Raw genomic sequence first — 19,052 nt, forward strand, 5'->3', positions numbered from 1 at the left:
TGACTCCGCCTTGTCGGACCCGCCGTCATGTTGTTCGCGCGCCGTGAAGTGCAACCTCGGTGGCCTTGACGACGAATAACACGTCGGCCCCCGGCACCAGATCCAGTGCCGCGACGGACGCTGCCGTCACGTCGGCGCTCAGCTCGAGCCGGCCTTCACAAGTGTGCGCACGTACCCGCACCGTCGGCCCGTGTACCCCGACCTCGGCGATCGTCACACGGAAGACGTTGCGCGGACTACCTTCCGGATGATGACGGTGTACCGCGACCGAGTGTGGCGCGAATACCGCGACCGCCGGCGAACCCGCCACGAAATCGGCGTCGGGCAACCCGTGAATCCGCACACCCATCGCGGTTTCCATGCGGTCGGGTGCACCGAAGACGGGTACCAGGTTCAATCCGGCAATCCGTGCCGCGAATGCACTTCTGGGACGGGTCAACACATCTCGAACCAGACCGGATTCGACCACACGGCCACCGTCGACGACAATCACCCGATCGGCCAGGGCCAACGCGTCGAGAACGTCGTGCGTGACCACGACAGCCGTTCTTCGACCCTCCCGCAGCACTCGTCTGAGCAGCACCCTGAGCGCAGGAGCTGCGCTCACATCGAGCGCAGCCATCGGTTCGTCGAGTAGCAACGCCTGCGGGTCGGCAGCCAGGGCACGCGCCACCGCGACGCGCTGAGCCTGTCCTCCGGACAGCTCGTGGGGTCTGCGGTCCGCGAACTGCACGGCATCCACCGCATCCAGCCACTTTCGAGCGATCTCCCGCGCTTCCCGGCGTCCTCGCCCCGCGCTTCGCGGCGCAAAGGCCACATTCGCCGCCACCGTGAGATGTGGAAACAACAGAGCTTGCTGTGCGAGCAGTGCGATCGAGCGCCGGTGAGGGGGCACGGCCAAGCCCTGGGACGTATCGGTCAGTACACGACCATTCAGTTCGACACGCCCGTCATCCGGTCGCACCAACCCCGCAGCCACTGAAAGGACCGTCGACTTACCTGCGCCGTTCGGCCCGAGGACGGCTAGCACTTCGCCCTCGGCGAGGTCGAAGCCGACGTCGACGCCGCGCACATTCACGCGCGCATCGACGGTCAGGCCGCTCACAGTGCGGCCCTCGATGCCCAGCCTCGCGAGCACACCACTATTAGGACCGCCACCACGACAAGTACCAGCGACAACGCCACGGCGGCGTCTGGATCGCTCTCACGTTGCAGATAGATCTCCAGCGGTAGCGTCCGCGTGACCCCTTGCAGACTGCCCGCAAACGTCAATGTCGCCCCGAACTCACCAAGCGCTCGAGCGAACGACAGCACCGCCCCCGACACCAACCCCGGCAGAACCAGCGGAAGCGTAACCCTGCGGAAGACTGTGGTGGGACGCGCGCCGAGCGTTGCGGCGGCGTACTCGTAGCGCCGACCTGCGGTGCGGAGCGATCCCTCGAGGCTCACTACCAGGAACGGAAGCGCGACGAACGTCTGCGCGAGCACCACCGCCGTGGTGGTGAATGCGATGTGAATACCCCAGACCTCCAGGTATTGGCCGATCAGCCCCCTTCGCCCGAACGTGTAGAGCAGCGCGATGCCGCCAACCACCGGCGGGAGGACGAGCGGTAGCAACACGAGCGACCGCAGAACATGTATTCCACGAAAACTACTGCGCGACAACACCACCGCCATCGGAACACCAAGTATCACGCACAAGAAGGTACTCGCGGTAGCGGTCTGCAAGCTCAGTTTCAGTGCGGCGAGCGAGGATTCCGACGTGATCAGATCGAAGAACTCGGACCAGTCAACAGTCGTCAGCATCGCCAGCAGCGGCAACACGACGAACACACCACCGAGCGCGGCCGGGAGGAATATCCAGGCCGGAAGCCCGGACACGATGTTCGAACTCGACCGCCGGATCACGGCGCGACGAAACCCGCCTGCATCAGGACCGCCCGTCCCTCGGGTCCGGTGACGAGATCGATGAAGCCCTGCGCCATCTGTGGTTGTTTCGAAGCAGACAGTGCTGCAATGGGATAGGTGTTCACGGCTTCTGCCGCTTCAGGGAAGGCGACCGCCGAGACCCTGTCTCCGGCCCTTACCGCGTCCGAAACGTAGACGAGACCCGCGTCGGCCTGGCCGGATGTCACCTTACCCAGCACATCGGTGACCGAGGACTCCTCACTGACGGGGTTGAGGTCGATACCCGAATCGGTCTCGACCTTCTGCGTCGCGGAACCACACGGAACCTGAGGTGCACACGTGACTACCAGGGTGCCATCGCGGTTCAGGTCCGCGAGCGAGGCGATGCCCAGGGGGTTTCCCGGTTCCGTCACGATGGTCAGGGTATTGGCGGCGAAGTCGACAGGATTACCCTCCACCAGATCTGCGTCGACCACCTTCGTCATGTTCTCGGTGTCGGCGGATGCGAATACGTCGGCAGGCGCACCCTGGTCCAACTGTGTTGCGAGGTCGGAGGACCCGGCGAAGCTCAACGCGACACGGGATCCAGGATTCTCGGACTCGTAGATCCTCGCTAGTTCGGTGAAGGTTTCCTCGAGTGAGGCCGCCGCAAAGACCGTGATATCGCCCGGGCCCGAGGAGGATTCCGCGGAGCCACTCTCGCCGGACCCGCAGCCGGCGAGCAGCATGAGACCAACTGCGCCCAGGGCTGATCCGGCTGTGGCGAGGCGCGAGGACACGTTCATGAATCCCTACCCGGCTTTTCGACGACTACCGTGGTCGACTTGATGACGGCCGCTGCGACCGTTCCAGGCTCGAGGCCGAGGTCGCGAACGGCTTCACTACTCATCAGCGACACGATGCGGAAGGGACCACACTGCATTTCGACCTGCGCCATCACCTTGTCCATCACGACCGCAGTCACGATGCCGGTCAAGCGGTTGCGTGCTGAGGATTCCGACCCCAGGACATCAGGCGATGCGGACGCGTTGGCGCGCGCGAACTCCGCAAGTTCCGCACCGTCGATCACCTTGCGGCCCGCGTCGTCCTTCGCCGCCGTGAGGCTTCCGCTGTCGATCAGGCGGCGGACCGTGTCGTCACTGACGCCGAGGAGCTCCGCGGCCTGCCGAATGCGGATACTCGTCACAACGAAATCCTGGCGCGCGCTCGGACAAGCACCACATGATTCCGTAGTTGCACCATGATTTGTATCTTAGGCCGGAATATACGGACTCATCAACTGAAAGTGTCCGCTACTGCGGATCAGTACACGTCCCGTACATAGCGCTTGTCGGCGGCCAGTTGCTTCATGTACCGCTCGGTGTCTTCCTCGTCGAGGCGGCCGTGGACGCGAACGAGTTCACGGAGTGTCTCGTCGACATCCTTCGCCATGCGGCTCGCATCACCGCACACGTATACGGATGCGCCGCCCTGAATCCAACTCCACAACTCGGCACCGTGCTCACGCAGACGATCCTGCACATATATCTTCTGCCGCTGATCACGGGAGAACGCCACATCGAGATGAGTAAGGAATCCATCTCGCTTCATGGCTTCCATCTCGTCGCGGTAGTAGAAGTCAGTGGCCTCGTGCTGCTCGCCGAAGAACAGCCAGTTCCTGCCCGTGTGCCCCAACTCCCTACGTTCGTGGAGAAATCCGCGGAACGGCGCGATTCCCGTTCCCGGTCCGATCATGATCATCGACGCATCGGACGCACGAGGGGGACGAAAGTGCGGCGACTTCTGTACAAAGATCGGCACATCCGCGTCATTGCAGTGGTCCGAGAGGAAGGTCGAACAGACGCCGGAACGGTTCTTGCCCTCGAGGTTGTAGCGCACCGCTGCGACAGTCAGCTGGACCTCGTTCGGGTCGACCTTGGGGCTAGAGGAGATCGAATACAGCCTGGGCGCAAGACGTGGGAGTACGCCGAGCCACTCCTCGACATCGGCGTCGACCTCGTATTGCGCCAGCACGTCCATCGACTGCCGCCCCCACAGCCATTGCCCGAGCGCAATCTTGTTCTGAGGGCGCATCAGCCGATCCAGTTCGGTGTCCCGAGTGCGGCTCCGCACGAACCGCAGAAGGCCCGGGGTCGTCTTGGTGATTTCGAACTGGGTACGCAGCGCCTCCCGCAGAGGCATCTCCGGAAGGTCCGGAAGGTTGACCGGCGCATCGGGAGTCAGTCGGGTGACCTTCAGCCACTCGTCGACCGCTTCCTCGCTGTTGTTCGGCCACACACCGAGTGCGTCACCGGCCTCGTAGGAGAATTCCGGATCGCTCACGTCGAAGCCGAACTGACGCACATCCTTCCCCGAACCCAGGGAACTGAGCGTGACATTCCTGGTCAGCCGGGTGACCAGCGGTGACTTGCGGGTGTAGGTCTTCGTCTTCTTCGCTTCCTGCACGGTCGACCCTCGAGTGGTCGTCGTGGGTGCCGGCGGGGTCGGTGCCGGCGGAGCTGGTGCCGATGTGGTCGGCTCGGCTGGTTGCTCGCCGATCAGTTTCTCGACCTGGGTCAGCCAGTCACGTGCCCGGTCTTCGTAGTCCGGCTCGCAGTCGACTCGGTCGATCAGTCGCTGGGCCTCGAGCTGACCGAGCCGGGAGTCGATGCGCTTGCCGTACCCGCAGAAGTCGTTGTAGTTGGAGTCTCCGAAAGCCAGTACGGCATAACGGGTTTGCGACAATTTCGGCGCATCGTCACTGTTGAGCGTAGCCCAGAAGCCGCTTCCGTTGTCGGGCGCGTCACCGTCGCCGAAGGTACTGGTGATGACCAGTAGGTCACGAACGTCGGCGAGGCCGGACACATCGCAATCGTCCATGTTGATCAGCGTCGCCGCGTGCCCGGCAGCCTCCAGTTTTTCGGCGCATTCGGCGGCGAACTCCTCGGCGTTGCCCGTCTGCGACGCCCACACCACCATCACCGGATTCTCGACCGCGTCGGGGCTTTGCGAACTCTGCCCGGAGGCTACCGCGCCATCCGAAGCGCCCGAGCGGGAGAACAGCCCGGCCAGGACGCCGTCCAGCCATATCCGTTTGGAGCCCTGAATCGGCGCGCTCGGAGGGAGGACCGGAACTCCCTGAATCTCGTTGGACTGCAACCCCGAGAGCATTCCCGCCAGATACACCCGCTCGTGCTCGTCGAAGCTGGGGGAGACGGAGTCGGTCAGCCCCAACAGACGGCCCAACTCGGCCACGGGCGAGCCCTTCGGTAGCTCGGCCGCCACCGTGGGCTGCGCAGTCTCGGGCACCGACACCGGTCCGACCCGGGTCAAGGACACAGCCGCGACCTTGAATTCCGGTTGAAAGGACATGGGGTCGACAGCGTCGTTCGTGACCGCGTTGATGCTGAGGTACTCACCGAAAGAGTCGTTCCAGTGGAACGGCGCGAAGCAACCCCCGACGAGCACACGGTCGCTGACGACCGCGGGTAGCACGGCGCGTCCGCGCCGGGACGCCACCTCGACCTTGTCACCGTCGACAATCGAAAGCTTCTGCGCATCATCAGGATTGATCTCGATGAACGGCCCCGAGTTCAGCTTCCTGAGCTTGGCGACCTTGCCCGTCTTCGTCATGGTGTGCCATTGGTGCTGCAGACGACCGGTATTGAGAACGAAAGGATAAGCTTCGTCCGGCATTTCGGAAGGCAACATGTGAGGACGCGGGAAGAAGGCCGCCTTGCCGGTGGGTGTGGCGAACGCAAGCCGGGGGAGTGAGCCGTCCTGCGCCGACAGAAGATTCTGACTGACACCGTCGTTGACGTAGCGGATGGGGTTGCGGTCGCTTTGGTTACCGGGCGGGCTCGGCCACTGCACCGGTGTCTCCCGCAAACGGTCGTAAGTGATGCCTCGAAGGTCGTAGCCGGTCTTGGGATTCCATGTTCGCTTGATCTCCTCGAACACGTCCTCCGAGGATGTGTAGGTGAACGCTTCCGCGTATCCCATCTCACAGGCCACGCGGGCGATGATCTGCCAGTCCGGCAGTGCCTGACCGACCGGATCAACCGCCTGCTGCAACAGCGTGAGGTTCCGCTCCGAATTGATCATCACCGAATCGGACTCGGCCCACAGCGCACCGGGCAGCAGGATGTCGGCGTAATCGTTGGTCTCTGTCTCGAGGAACACATCCTGTGCGATCACGAGATCGGCAGCTTCGAGGCCCTCGATCACCGTCCTCCGGTTGGCCACGCTGGCAACGGGATTGGTGCAGATGACCCAGCACGCCTTGATATCTCCGGCTGTCATGCGCTCGAACATGTCGACGGTTCCGGTGCCGACCTCGGTACGGATCGCACCCCCGGGAAGGTTCCACAGATCTTCGATGAACGCGCGGTCGTCGTCGGCGAGTACCGAACGCTGGCCCGGCAGGCCAGGGCCCATGTAGCCCATCTCCCGGCCGCCCATGGCATTCGGCTGCCCGGTGAGGGAGAACGGGCCGCTGCCAGGTCGGCAGATCGCACCGGTGGCCAGGTGCAGGTTGCAGATCGCGTTGGTGTTCCAGGTTCCGTGGGTGCTCTGGTTCAGCCCCATGGTCCAGCAGCTCATCCAGTTCGCGGCCTCACCGATCCATTGCGCCGCGGTGCGGATGTCGGACTCGGGGATTCCGGTGATCTCGGCGACCTTCTCGGGGGTGTAGTCCTCGAGAAACTCCGGCATCACCTCCCAGCCCTCGGTGAACTCCGCGATGAATTCGGGGTCGGTGTGCCCGTTCTTCACGAGCAGATGCAGCAAGCCGTTGAGTAAGGCCAGGTCGGTGCCAGGCGTGATCTGCAGGAACAGATTCGCCTTGTCGGCCGTCGCGTTGCGCCGGGGATCCACCACGATCAGCTTGGCGCCGGCCTTGACCCGGTCCATCATCCGGAGGAAGAGAATGGGGTGGCAGTCGGCCATGTTCGAGCCGATCACGAAGAACAGGTCGGCCTTGTCGAAGTCTTGGTACGACCCGGGGGGACCGTCAGCACCGAGGGATTGTTTGTATCCGGTGCCTGCGCTCGCCATGCACAACCGCGAGTTGGACTCGATCTGGTTGGTGCCGACGAAGCCTTTCGCCAATTTGGTGATCAGATACTGGGCCTCGATGGACATCTGACCGGACACGTAGAAGGAGAGGGCATCCGGGCCGTGCTCGTCGAGTATCGCCTTCAGGCGCCGGGCCGTCTCGCTGATGGCCGCATCAACGTTCACCGCGGCAGGTGACTGTCCGCGCTCGTCGCGCAGATAGCCGGTTTCCATCCGACCACCGGCAGCCAGCATCTCGGCGCTGGTCGCACCCTTGGTGCACAGCCTGCCGAAGTTGGCGGGGTGCTCCTTGTCGCCGGACGCCGCGATGACGCGTCGTGCTCGCGTCTGCGGATCGATTCCGACCTCGAGCACCATGCCGCAGCCGACACCGCAATACGAGCAGGCGGTCTTCACGGTTGAGGTCGCGGCCATCTGCTGCTGCATCGATATGCTCCTCACACACACGGTCTCGCCAGTCCACCCGGCACTAGACCTGATTCAATGCTGCCGAGAACCGTGTTTCGTCGGGATTAACCCCCGTGAGCGTTCGATGACGTCTCTCGCACCCGGCAGGAACTGCGGTGGTGAAACCGACTCGTAGGTTTTTCAAGGAAAGAGCGCTTTTTCGGCTGTCTTGCTGGGAAAAGCCCGCCATCGAACCGACGATCTCAATCCTCATTCCTCTGTTCGGCCCACCAGGACAGTAGTTCCGCCTCGGCTTCCTCGCGGCTGAGCGGTCCACGGTCGAGCCGGAGTTCCTTGAGGAACTTCCACGCCTTCCCGACATCGGGCCCCGGAGGAATCGCGAGGAGTTCCATGATCGCGTTGCCGTCGAGATCAGGACGCACCCGGGCAAGATCCTCCTGCTCAGCGATCCGCGCGATCCGTTCCTCGAGGTCGTTGTAGGTGGCCTGCAGGGCTGCGGCGCGCCGCTTGTTACGGGTGGTGCAGTCGGCACGGACGAGTTTGTGCAGCCTCGGCAGCAAAGGCCCCGCGTCCGTCACATACCGGCGCACGGCGGAGTCGGTCCACTGACCTCTCCCGTATCCGTGGAAGCGCAGGTGGAGGAACACAAGTTTCGAGACATCGTCGACCATCTGCTTCGAGTACTTCAGCGCCCGCATTCTCTTGCGGACCATCTTGGCGCCGACCACCTCATGATGGTGGAAGCTCACCCCTCCACCCGGTTCGTTTCGTTTGGTGTCGGGTTTGCCGATGTCGTGCAGCAGAGCGGCCCACCGCAACACCAGGTCGGGGTCGCCTTCCTCGAGGTCGATGGCCTGCTTCAAAACGGTCAGGGAATGCCAGTACACGTCCTTGTGCTGGTGATGCTCGTCGATCTCGAGCTTCATCTGCGGTACCTCGGGCAGCACGTGGCCGGCGAGGCCCGTCTCACACATCATGTTCACACCGTCGATGGGGAATTCACCGAGGATCAGCTTGTCGAGTTCCACGCGGACGCGTTCGACGGTGATGCGCTCGATCTGCGGAGCCATGTCGGCAATGGCTCGCCGCACACGGGGGTGCATGGAGAATCCGAGTTGAGAGATGAATCTCACTGCCCGCAACATGCGCAACGGATCATCGTTGAAGGAGTTCTCCGGCGCCGAAGGTGTGTCCAGCACACCGGCAAGCAACGCATCCATGCCCGCCAACGGGTCGACGAACTCGAGCGAACCGTCCGCGCCGATCCGCACGGCCATGGCGTTGACCGTGAAATCGCGGCGTACCAGGTCGTCCTCGAGCTTCGATCCGAACTGGACGACAGGATTGCGCGACACCCGGTCGTAGGTGTCGGCGCGGTATGTCGTGATCTCGATCTGATGCCCCGCCTTGGCGGCACTGATGGTGCCGAACTCGATGCCGGTATCCCATTGGTTCTCGACCCAACCGGAGAGCAGTTTCTGTATTTCCTCGGGCCGGGCGTCGGTGGTGAAGTCGAGATCGGTTCCGAGGCGTCCGAGGATCGCATCCCGTACGCTGCCCCCCACTAGATACAATTCGTGACCGGCAGCGGCGAACCGCGCACCGAGTGGCGTCAGGACTTCGGACAACTCGCGCAGCGTCACAGCGGCGGCAGCAAGCAATCGCGTTCGGCGCTCGTCGTCATTGGAAGGGGCATTCACGTCGAAGAAGCTTACCGACGTGCGCAAATGGCCGGACACGCGTGCAGTGGCGTCACCACGCAACAGGACAGTCACGAAGTGTCCCGGTTCGGGTGCGGCACACATCTGGGTGCGGTCGAGCCAACTATTATCGATGGGGTGTCTGCTGCCGAACGTGCGAATAGGAGTCGCCGCAACTCGCGGCGACGGCGCGCCGTCAGCAAACCTGAGAGAACCCGCATGAGGACGGTCCGCGAAACCTCGGCGGGTGGACTCGTCATAGACGGTCTCGACGGACCCAGAATGAACCTGTGCGCAGCCCTGATCGGCCGAACCGACCGTCGCGGACGGCTGTTGTGGTCGCTGCCCAAGGGCCACATCGAGAAGGGCGAAACCGCCGAACAGACCGCGATGCGCGAGGTCGAGGAAGAAACCGGCATCCGGGGCATCGTCCTCGCCTCGCTCGGCAGCATTGACTACTGGTTCGTTACCGATGGCCGGCGCGTCCACAAGACCGTCCACCATTATTTGATGAAGTGCCTCGGTGGGGAACTGTCGGATGAAGACGTGGAAGTCACCGAGGTGGCGTGGGTACCGCTCACCGAGTTGAAATCACGCCTTGCGTACGCAGACGAACGGAAACTCGCAGAAATCGCTGATGACTTGATCTCACAGATGCCAACAGCCACTGACCTGACGAACGCCACTGACCTGAATCTCCAGAAGAGGCCAGACGTCGGATGAGGGTGGCTTTTCACAGGGTCGGCGCTGCGGTGTTGACCGCGCTTGCGGTCGCGCTGGCTCCCACCAGCACCGTTGTGGCGCTCGCCCAGGATCGTATTCCGTACGAGAGCGATCAGACCCAGACGATCGACGAGGACCCGGCGTCGTTTCTGGAATTGCACATCGACAGCGTCACGCCGGCCACGGTCACGACCACCAGCGATTTGACCGTCACCGTGTCCGGCTCCGTCGAGAACGTCGGCGATCGCACGGTACGTGATATCAACTTGCGACTGCAGCGTGCTCCAGCTATCTCGCGTAGCGAAGGGCTTCGTACATCACTCACCCTCGATCAGTCGCAGTACGACACGGTCGGAATGTTCGAAACTGTGGCCGACAGACTCGATGTGGGCCAGAACAGGAAGTTCACGCTTTCACTACCGTTGCGCTCCGACGACGAGGTCTCGCTCGACATCGATGAGCCGGGTGTGTATCCGCTGATGGTGAACGTGAACGGCACACCAGAGTATGGTGGCGCAGCACGTCTCGACGACGCCCGCTTTCTATTGCCGGTGTTGGGTGTCCCGGGGAGTCCCGCAGTACCACCGGACATCTCCAGCCCAGTGGCCCTGACGATGATATGGCCGCTGGCCGACCGCCCCCGGCTCGCGGCAGGCCTTCCCGGTTCCATCACCGAACCAGTCCGTCTCGTCGACGACGACCTCGCCGACTCGCTCGCCGCGGGTGGGCGGCTCGACGAACTGTTGTCGGCCGTCGAGTTCGCCACCAGTACCATCGCCGACCCTGATCAAACACTTCGGGACAGCCTGTGTCTGGCAGTCGACCCCGACCTGCTGATCACGGTTCAGAACATGACTCGCGGATACCTCGTCGTGGACGATCCATCGGATCCGATGGGTCCCGCCCGCGAGGGCGCGGGCAGCGAGGCCGCCGCTGCCTGGCTCGAACGCACCCGATCACTGGCCGCGTCCATGTGCACAACCTCGGTACCCTTTGCGCAGGCCGATCTTTCGGCAGTTGCCGAAGTTGCGAACCCGGACCTGACTGCGGCAGCGATCGAGTCACCTGCCGGAATCGTCGACGGCATCCTGGGTGTCACGTCGCTACGAAACTTCGTCTGGAACGACGCTGGGGTACTGGACGACACAACCGCGCAGATGATTCGTGCGAACTCACCCACCACCGCGCTCGTAGCAGCGAATACCGTCGAGACGAGCACGCCCCGAGACAACGTCTACTTCATCGAGGGGGCGGAACCCGAACGCGTCGTTCCAGGCAACTACGAATCCGCGACCGCAGGGGCCATCGAGAACTCTTCCGCCACCGGCAGCGTCGCCGCCCTGCTGTTCGACCCCTCCGTCGGCGCCGCACTCGCGGCTATGGGAACTACCCCACAGACACCCGTCTACACCCCTGACGGGGCTCGTTATCGCCTCGCCGACGACTCGAACACCGCCCGCAGGCAAGACGCTCTCGGCGCCATCGCCTGGTCCGCTCTCGAACCCGAGGCGGCCAGCAATGCCAGGACATCCCGCTCACTCATGCTGGTACCGCCGCAACTGTGGACCGCTGAAGCCGAAGACGCTTCGGCCCTGCTGTCCACGGTTTCCTCGCTGTTGCGGTCGGGGTTGGCTACGACGCTCCCACTGCCCGCGCTCTTGGGCCTCCAACCCGAATCGCCGGAGGTCGCGGCGCTCGACTACTCCGGCAACAGCGCGGACAGCATCCCCGATCACATCCGCGACGCCGCCTCCACACAGATCTCTCGTATCGACACGTTGGGCGCTGCGCTCGTCAACGATCCACAGACACCGCTCACTCCGGGCACGTTCATCGCCCCGCTGCGCGAGGACCTTCTGCGCGCGATGAGCCTCGCGCACCGACGCGACAGCGAACGTCGATCCGCGCAGGAAGCCTCCGACATGCGGGTCGAAGTAGTCGCCCAGACGATGGACGATCTGTTCGGAGCTACCACCGTCGTATCGCCGGGCGGTGTCTACACGCTGGCGTCGGAGCAGAGTCCGTTACTGTTGGTCGCCCGAAACGACCTACCCGTGGGCATCACCGTGCGACTGCGGGTGGACGCGCCGTCGGAGATGGAAATCACCGACATCGGAGCCATCACCCTCCCGCCACGCGGCAGCCGCACCCTCACCGTGCCCACCACCGCCAACGACTCGCGCCAACTCGTTGTCAACTTCACTCTGACCACCGCTGATGGACAGCAATTGGGAGAGCCGACCAGTGTGACAGTACGGTCCAACGCATACGGGCAGGCGTTGGCAATGCTGACGGCCGGCGCGGGCGGTCTCCTACTTTTCCTCGCCGGCCGTCGGTTGTGGCATCGGTTCCGCGGCCAGCCGGATCGCGCTGACGAAGGGTACGAACGTACATGACGGGGGACATTCCCAGCGGGGGGCGGAGACTTCCCGGTCACTCCCAGCCCCGGGTCGCACCGTGGGAGCGCGACCAGCAGTGGGCTCGGGAGATCCGACCGGACGAAGCCCCCACGGTGCAGTTCGCGGCCATTCGCGTCGACGACCCACCGCCTGCCCGTGACTCGGGTCCTTCGACGGCACCTCAGAGTCAATCCAACTCGCGCCTGCTGGCGTCCACCGGCTCGATCGCGATTGCGACACTGATCAGCCGCATAACTGGATTCGTCAAGCAGTTGCTCGTCTTGACTCTGCTCGGTGCGTCCTTGGCGAGTTCGTTCACCGTCGCAAGCCAGATCCCGAACATGATCGCCGAACTGGTCTTGGGGGCGGTGCTCACCGCAATCGTCGTGCCCGTGCTGGTACGCGCCGAACGCGATGATCCCGACGGGGGTGCGGCGTTCGTACGGCGATTGTTCACTGCGACATGCATCTTGCTCGGGACTGCGGCGCTACTGGCCACCGCCGCGGCGCCCCTGATCACGTCCATCCTCGTGCCAGAGGACGCCAAGGTGAGCAGCGCCCTGACCACGGCACTGACTTACCTCTTGCTTCCCGCGATCCTCTTCTACGGACTGTCGGCGCTGCTGACAGCCATCCTCAACACCCGGCAGGTGTTCAAACCCGGTGCTTGGGCGCCGGTGCTGAACAACCTCGTGATGATCACGGTGCTGGTGATCTACTACGTGACGCCGGGGGAGATCACAATCGACCCGGTACGCATGGGCGACCCGAAACTGCTGGTCCTCGGCCTGGGTGTGACGCTGGGTGTCGTCGTACAAGCGATGAGCCTGGTACCGGCCATCCGGCGTGAGGGCATCTCACTCAAACCGCTGTGGGGCCTCGACGATCGGCTTCGGCAGTTCGGCGGAATGGCCGTCGCCATCATCCTCTATGTGCTGATCAGCCAGGCAGGAATGTTCGTCACCACCCGAATCGCGTCTCTGGTGGACGAAGCGGGTCCCGCGATCTACAACAATGCCTGGCTCCTGCTCCAACTGCCCTACGGCGTGCTGGGCGTGACGGTCCTCACCGCGATCATGCCGCGACTGAGCCGCAACGCCGCCAACGACGACACCCCGGCCGTGGTCGACGACCTGTCGGTTGCGACCCGGTTGACGATGATTGCGCTGATCCCGATCATCACGTTCCTCACCTTCGCGGGACCAGAGATCGGCAACGCGCTGTACGCGTACGGAAACTTCGGAGCGGGAGATGCCGGACGTCTCGGTGAGGCGGTCAGTTGGTCGGCGTTCACATTGATTCCCTATTCGCTGGTCCTCATTCAGCTACGCGTCTTCTATGCGAGGGAACGGGCTTGGACCCCCACGTGGATCGTCCTCGGCATCACCGCAGTCAAGATCGTCCTGTCCGCGCTCACTCCGGTAATCGCGTCGAGCGACGACCAGGTGGTGATCCTGCTCGGCGCCGCCAACGGCATCGGCTACATCGCTGGAGCATTGATCGGCGGCTACCTGCTGCATCGGAGCCTCGGAAATCTTCAGATGGCGAACGTCGGCAAGACGGTGTGGGTGGTGGTCCTTGCGTCGTTGGCGGGCGCACTTGCCGTGCTCGGCATTAACCGGCTGTTGAAGCTGGACAGGCTGACCACACTCTTCGGTGGCCCCGGCTCCATGGTTCTCGTGATCATCAACGGCATATTGATGATCGGCGTCACTTTCGTGATCCTCTGGTTTGCGAAGATTCCGGAGATCATGTCCATCACTGTCGCCGTCAACCGGAAGGTTCGCGCCCTCCGCGGTCGCGGCGCCACAGCCGAACCCAAGGTCGATCCGCTCGCCGACGCTGAGACCGAACTCATTCCCGTCATCCGAGCCGAATCGGATCACTCGAGAAGAGAACCGCGGGGTGACAGTGGGGTCGATGGTCTCCCGTACCCTGGACACGAGCGGATCGGATCGCCGCCCGGTACGAGTCGGAGTTGGGCATTCGAAAGTAAAGGAGTGAGGGTGAGCGACGACGACGTGTCCGGCAACGACAGGGCCAGTGGTTCTGTGGTAGAAGCCACCGAATACGATTCGGCCGCAGCGCCCGATGGCACCGTTACCCCCGCGGAGAAGGCTGGCGACAGCGTGACGTCCGCCAACGAATCTCCGAAAGCCGGGCAGGACAAGGAGACCGGCGATCACGAGGATGTGGACGCCGCCGCGAAGGGTGAACAGGAGACGGTCTCGAACCGCGCCGACGACTCCAGTGACGCACACGGAGATGTCGATCACATCAGTGCCACACCAGGACGTGACGTCAGCGTCGATACCGGTGTAATCCCCATTACACCCGCGCCCGATCCCGAGCCGACAGTGCAGTCGCGTCGCACCACCGTCCGTGGCCCCAAGCTCATTCCCGGCGCTTCCGTGGCAGGCGGCCGCTACCGTCTCCTGACACCACACGGCGGTTCGCGCGGTCTCCAGTTCTGGCAGGCACTCGACGTCAAACTCGACCGCGAGGTGGCCCTCACCTTCGTCGACGCCGAACAGCGTTCCACCTCAACCTCTCCCGAAGGCCCGCAAGCGATCCTCTCGCGGACCCTACGGCTCGGCAGGATCAATTCACCCGGTCTCGCCCGCGTGCTGGACGTGGTCCGTGGAAGCTCGGGTGGCATCGTCGTCGCCGAGTGGACACCAGGCCGCTCTCTTCGAGAGATGGCCGACACCAGGCCGTCGCCGATCGGCGCCGCCAGCGCCATCCGCGCCCTCGCCGCGGCCGCCGAGACCGCACACCGTGCCGGTGGGGCACTGTCGATCGATCACCCCGATCGTGTTCGCATCAGCATCAACGGCGATGCCGTTCTGGCCTTCCCGGCCACACTGGCCGACTCCGACTCCAGTTCCGACGTGCGCGGACTGGGCGCCATGCTCTACGCGCTCATCACATCGCGCTGGCCGCTGACCGACCCAGCCGCTCCTCCGGGCGCACCTCGCCCGGGAAGCGTCGGCGGTATGCGGCTGGCAGACCGCGACTCGACTGGGCAGCCGATCGGACCACGAGTGATCCGGCCCGAGGTTCCGTTCGAGATCTCCGCGGTCGCGTTGCGTTCACTCGAACCGAACGGTGGAATTCGCACGGCCGCCACCGTGCAACACATTCTCGATCAGGCTTCCGTGATCAACGAGAAGACCGAATTCATCCCCTCGATCCGGCTCGGACAACGTGCGGCCGGCAACCCGGATCACGTTCTAGACGATCCGGAAGCGCTCGAGGCGGAGAAGAAGAAGTCAAACCGGATGATCGCAGCGCTCGCAGGCCTCGGAGTCGTCACCATCATCGTGCTCGCACTGCTGGGCTTCTGGCTCGCGACATTCCTCACGGGCAGCAGCTCCAACGCTCCACTCACCGAGCAGAACTTCGGACTCACCCCGTCGGCGGAAGCCTCGCCCACCGCTGAGGGAAGTCCGAACTCGCCCAATGCTGCAGGCTCCAGCGTCGCACCCGTCACGCCTTCAGGTATAGAGGTGTTCTCGCCACAGGGCACAGCAGACTCCGCCGCGAACGCCGGACTCGCCATCGACGGAGATACGTCCACGATGTGGACCACCGACAACTACTTCCAGCCCTTCCCAGCGCTGAAGAATGGTGTTGGCCTGATGGTGACGTTCGACCAGCCGATCAACCTCTCGAGCGTCTCGATCGACTCACCCTCACCGGGTACCACCGTCGAGATCCGAAGCGCACCATCGGCAGACCCCTCCCTGGACCAGACCCGGGTGCTCGGTTCTGCGGTGCTCGACGACGGTGTCACCGACATCTCGGTGACATCCGCGGGCCCCACCAAGGATGTCCTGATATGGATCACTGAGCTGAGCACCTCCGATGGGCGCAATCAATCCTCGATCGCGGACATGGAATTCGAAGCTACGACCTAGGCGATACCCGGTGCCCCGCTACCGACGAACGCGGGTTAACATCCGCCGGTGCGAACCTTCCGTTGGGAGACCGAGGACAGTGCCTCGGACGTCGACCTGTTGGCCGCGCACGTTGCGGGTGATCGGCACGCATTCTCGACCCTGCTCAGGCGCCACTACGACCACCTGTGGCACGTCGCCAAACGCACCAGTTACACCCCTGAGGACGCCGCTGACGCGCTACAGGAAGCGCTGCTGTCCGCACACCGTAAAGCCGCCACGTTCCGCCACGATGCCGCGGTACGCAGTTGGTTGCACACGATCGTGGTCAATGCCTGCCTCGACCGTATTCGCCGAAACAAGGCCCGCCCAGCTGTGTCGCTGTCTTCTGACGAGAGGGACGAACCACGCGAGACCCGCGACCGCGTAGCCGAATTGGAGTTGAGCCTCGTAATCGAACGAGCCCTGGAGTTACTCCCTCTCGATCAGCGCACTGCGATCGTTGCGGTCGACCTCGAAGGTTTTTCCACCAGCGAGGCCGCCAGTCTGCTCGAAGTCCCGGAAGGCACCGTGAAGAGTCGCTGTGCGAGGGGAAGAAAGAAGCTTGCCGCGTCTCTCGAGTATTTCCGTGACGAGGGGAACCGATCGTGACTCCCGGGCGTCAGAATTCAGTAGGACCAAATAGAGCGTCCGGCGTCCCGTACCTGATGTCCTGGGCTCGAACCGATCGGTGAGGAGGTGCGATGGCTGACCGTCGACTCGACGCTTCCGACGCCGAGTTTCCGACCCCTCCGTACTCAGCCGATCTGCTCGCAGATCTACATGTCGGACTGCTGCCCGAGTCGGTGAGCGATCGTCTATGGCCTCTGGTCCGGAACGATCCGAAAGCTATGGAGGTGATCGCTGCCCTCGACAAGGTAACCGATCAGCTTCGAACCCTCGGCCGAGACGACTCCGTCGAGACGCCGATCCCCCCTGAAGTCGCCAACCGCATCGACCGCACCCTCGCGGCGGAGCGGGACGGCGCTCCCACGACGACGGTGGTACCGCTGACTCGGCGGAGGAGATGGGCGGCAGTTGCCGTGGCAACCCTCACAGCGGCGGCAGCGATCCTGGTTGCGGTCGGCGTGGTGATACCGAGCAGTCGGGCCCCGGAGACACCGCCGGTCGCCCTTCCGAGTTCCGTGAAGGCCTCGGCGGCACAGGTTCTCGATCTGGGCACCCATCTCGATTCCGGAAGTCTGCTCACCCTCATCGGGTCGAGACAGCTGGGCTCGCTCGCCGATCCGGGTGCATTATCGGAGTGTTTGCGCGCCAACGAGATCGACCCGTCTCGTACACTCCTGGGTTCGGGAGAAGTCCGTCTCGACGGCGTGCCAGGGGTGCTGCTTCTGTTTGCCGGTCCACAACCTCCACAGATCACAGCCTTGGTGGTCGGCCGGGGTTGCAGCGCGGCGGATCCGGCGACAATGGCCGTCACGAACATCGGTTGATTTCGAGATTTCTCGAGACTCTGGACCCATTGCGCTGGACGCTTACTGCTCAGCGCCGGAAATACGCACGAAATACCCTGCCGTGGTCGACAACTCAGGCAATACTCCTCGAGAATGCCCTCCCGACACATGGTTCGCTTTACCGTTCGGGATCTGGTGATTGTGAGACAGAACTGGCTTTCGCGCTATATCGTCCAATCTGGACTCAGTGGCATCGCAATTCGAACCAGGACATCAAGTGACCGTTCCGCAATCGCACCGAAGCATTTGGGAACAGGCTCGTCTGGGCCCATTGACGCTGCGTAACCGCATCATGAAGGCCGCCACATTCGAGGGCGTCATGCCGCGAGGCCGAGTCACCGACCAACTCGTCGACTTCCATGCAGAGGTCGCGAGGGGAGGTGCCGCGCTGACGACCGTCGCATACTGCGCCGTCTCACCGGGCGGACGCGTCCACGCGAACACTCTCGTGCTCGACAAGGCCAACGTCTCTGACCTGCGCCGGCTCACCGATGCCGTCCACGCGGAAGGTGGACTCGTCGCGGCGCAGATCGGGCATGCCGGGCTGGTGGCGAATACCCTGTCCAACCGCACCAAGACCCTCGCCCCGTCGACACGATTGAGCGCGCCTGCAATGGGTCTCGTGAAGGGCGCCACCAAGGAAGAACTGGCCCGGGTCATCCGTGACTTCGAGGACGCGTCGCAGGTCGCCGTCGACGCCGGCTTCGACGCCATCGAGGTCCACCTCGGACACAACTATCTCCTCAGCTCGTTCATGAGCCCGAATCTCAACAAACGGAAGGACGAGTACGGGGGTAGCCTCGAGCGGCGGATCGCCTTCCCGCGCCGCGTGATCGACCGAGTGCGCCACACCGTAGGCGATTCGGTTGCCATCACCGCGAAATTCAATATGGCGGACGGCGTCCCGAAGGGACTGTGGCTCGACGACAGCCTGCAGATCGCCCAGATCCTCGAAGCCGACGGACATCTCGACGCACTGCAACTCACCGGCGGAAGTTCACTACTCAATGGAATGTACTTCTTTCGAGGTGAGGTTCCGATGAGGGAGTTCGTGGCCTCACAGCCGAAACTGGTCGGATACGGCCTGAAGCTGTACGGCCCGCGAATCTTTCCCACCTACCCCTTCGAGGAAGCCTTCTTTCTTCCGCTGGCGCGGCAGTTCCGTGAGGCCCTGTCCATGCCACTCATCCTCCTCGGCGGCATCAACAGGCTCGACACCATCGAGAACGCGCTCGAAGAGGGATTCGAATTCGTAGCGATGGCGCGCGCTCTACTCCGCGACCCCGACCTGGTCAACAAGTTTCGTGACCAGCGCGTACCCGAGGGGCTCTGCATCCACTGCAACAAGTGCATGCCCACCATCTACACGGGAACCCGCTGCGTCATCAGGGAAGCCCTGCGCTGACCTTTCGTCAGAAGCGACCGGCGTCACCTGCCCCATGGGAA

12 protein-coding genes are annotated in these 19,052 nt (G+C 63.6%); 6 read left to right on the forward strand and 6 right to left on the reverse strand.

Annotation, left to right across the window (positions count from 1 at the left end; translation table 11 throughout):
* Positions 1 to 25 precede the first annotated feature (25 nt).
* The 6 genes from AB0I57_RS09970 to AB0I57_RS09995 form a co-directional block, all read right to left on the reverse strand.
* The gene (locus AB0I57_RS09970) at positions 26 to 1,105 is read right to left on the reverse strand and encodes an ATP-binding cassette domain-containing protein (protein WP_358334859.1); all 1,080 of its coding nucleotides are present in this window, start codon (positions 1,103 to 1,105) and stop codon (positions 26 to 28) included.
* Positions 1,102 to 1,908: an ABC transporter permease gene (locus AB0I57_RS09975; protein ID WP_358333678.1), complete on the reverse strand. Its 807-nt coding sequence runs from the start codon at positions 1,906 to 1,908 to the stop codon at positions 1,102 to 1,104. Before AB0I57_RS09975 ends, AB0I57_RS09970 begins: the two co-directional genes overlap by 4 nt.
* Positions 1,905 to 2,693, reverse strand: a complete 789-nt coding sequence (gene modA, locus AB0I57_RS09980; RefSeq protein WP_358333681.1) for a molybdate ABC transporter substrate-binding protein — start codon at positions 2,691 to 2,693, stop codon at positions 1,905 to 1,907. The genes AB0I57_RS09975 and modA overlap by 4 nt, the downstream gene beginning before the upstream one ends.
* Positions 2,690 to 3,094, reverse strand: a complete 405-nt coding sequence (locus tag AB0I57_RS09985; protein ID WP_358333684.1) for a TOBE domain-containing protein — start codon at positions 3,092 to 3,094, stop codon at positions 2,690 to 2,692. The genes modA and AB0I57_RS09985 overlap by 4 nt, the downstream gene beginning before the upstream one ends.
* A gap of 116 nt (positions 3,095 to 3,210) precedes the next feature.
* The gene (locus AB0I57_RS09990; RefSeq protein WP_358333687.1) at positions 3,211 to 7,389 is read right to left on the reverse strand and encodes a bifunctional nitrate reductase/sulfite reductase flavoprotein subunit alpha; all 4,179 of its coding nucleotides are present in this window, start codon (positions 7,387 to 7,389) and stop codon (positions 3,211 to 3,213) included.
* 224 nt (positions 7,390 to 7,613) lie between these two features.
* Positions 7,614 to 9,071, reverse strand: coding sequence for a CCA tRNA nucleotidyltransferase (locus AB0I57_RS09995; RefSeq protein ID WP_358334862.1), 1,458 nt, complete (start codon positions 9,069 to 9,071; stop codon positions 7,614 to 7,616).
* Positions 9,072 to 9,209: 138 nt separating this feature from the next.
* Here AB0I57_RS09995 and AB0I57_RS10000 point away from each other — a divergent pair, with 138 nt between their 5' ends.
* The 6 genes from AB0I57_RS10000 (at position 9,210) to nox (ending at position 19,011) form a co-directional block, all read left to right on the forward strand.
* Positions 9,210 to 9,794, forward strand: a complete 585-nt coding sequence (locus AB0I57_RS10000; protein WP_358333689.1) for an NUDIX hydrolase — start codon at positions 9,210 to 9,212, stop codon at positions 9,792 to 9,794.
* Positions 9,791 to 12,190 (forward strand): DUF6049 family protein, encoded by a 2,400-nt coding sequence (locus AB0I57_RS10005; protein WP_358333692.1) that lies wholly within the window; start codon positions 9,791 to 9,793, stop codon positions 12,188 to 12,190. The genes AB0I57_RS10000 and AB0I57_RS10005 overlap by 4 nt, the downstream gene beginning before the upstream one ends.
* Entirely contained in the window at positions 12,187 to 16,113 is a 3,927-nt protein-coding gene (murJ, locus tag AB0I57_RS10010; protein WP_358333695.1) for a murein biosynthesis integral membrane protein MurJ, read from the forward strand. Before AB0I57_RS10005 ends, murJ begins: the two co-directional genes overlap by 4 nt.
* A gap of 48 nt (positions 16,114 to 16,161) precedes the next feature.
* The gene (gene sigM, locus AB0I57_RS10015) at positions 16,162 to 16,743 is read left to right on the forward strand and encodes an RNA polymerase sigma factor SigM (protein ID WP_358333698.1); all 582 of its coding nucleotides are present in this window, start codon (positions 16,162 to 16,164) and stop codon (positions 16,741 to 16,743) included.
* Between the two features lie 92 nt (positions 16,744 to 16,835).
* Positions 16,836 to 17,585, forward strand: coding sequence for a hypothetical protein (locus tag AB0I57_RS10020; protein WP_358333701.1), 750 nt, complete (start codon positions 16,836 to 16,838; stop codon positions 17,583 to 17,585).
* 238 nt (positions 17,586 to 17,823) lie between these two features.
* Complete coding sequence (gene nox / locus AB0I57_RS10025) at positions 17,824 to 19,011, forward strand: 4,4'-dithiodibutanoate disulfide reductase (RefSeq protein ID WP_358333704.1); 1,188 nt, start codon at positions 17,824 to 17,826, stop codon at positions 19,009 to 19,011.
* Positions 19,012 to 19,052 lie beyond the last annotated feature (41 nt).

The sequence above is a fragment of the Rhodococcus sp. NPDC049939 genome, assembly GCF_040656415.1.
In the GTDB taxonomy this organism is placed as follows: Bacteria; Actinomycetota; Actinomycetes; order Mycobacteriales; family Mycobacteriaceae; genus Rhodococcus_F.

What these genes read in the sequence shown, in the direction of transcription:
- murJ (WP_358333695.1), top strand. Translation starts at nt 12,187, where the DNA reads ATGACGGGGGACATTCCCAGCGGGGGGCGGAGACTTCCCGGTCACTCC.
- AB0I57_RS10005 (WP_358333692.1), top strand. Translation starts at nt 9,791, where the DNA reads ATGAGGGTGGCTTTTCACAGGGTCGGCGCTGCGGTGTTGACCGCGCTT.
- AB0I57_RS10020 (WP_358333701.1), top strand. Translation starts at nt 16,836, where the DNA reads ATGGCTGACCGTCGACTCGACGCTTCCGACGCCGAGTTTCCGACCCCT.
- AB0I57_RS09990 (WP_358333687.1), bottom strand. Translation starts at nt 7,389, where the DNA reads ATGCAGCAGCAGATGGCCGCGACCTCAACCGTGAAGACCGCCTGCTCG.
- modA (WP_358333681.1), bottom strand. Translation starts at nt 2,693, where the DNA reads ATGAACGTGTCCTCGCGCCTCGCCACAGCCGGATCAGCCCTGGGCGCA.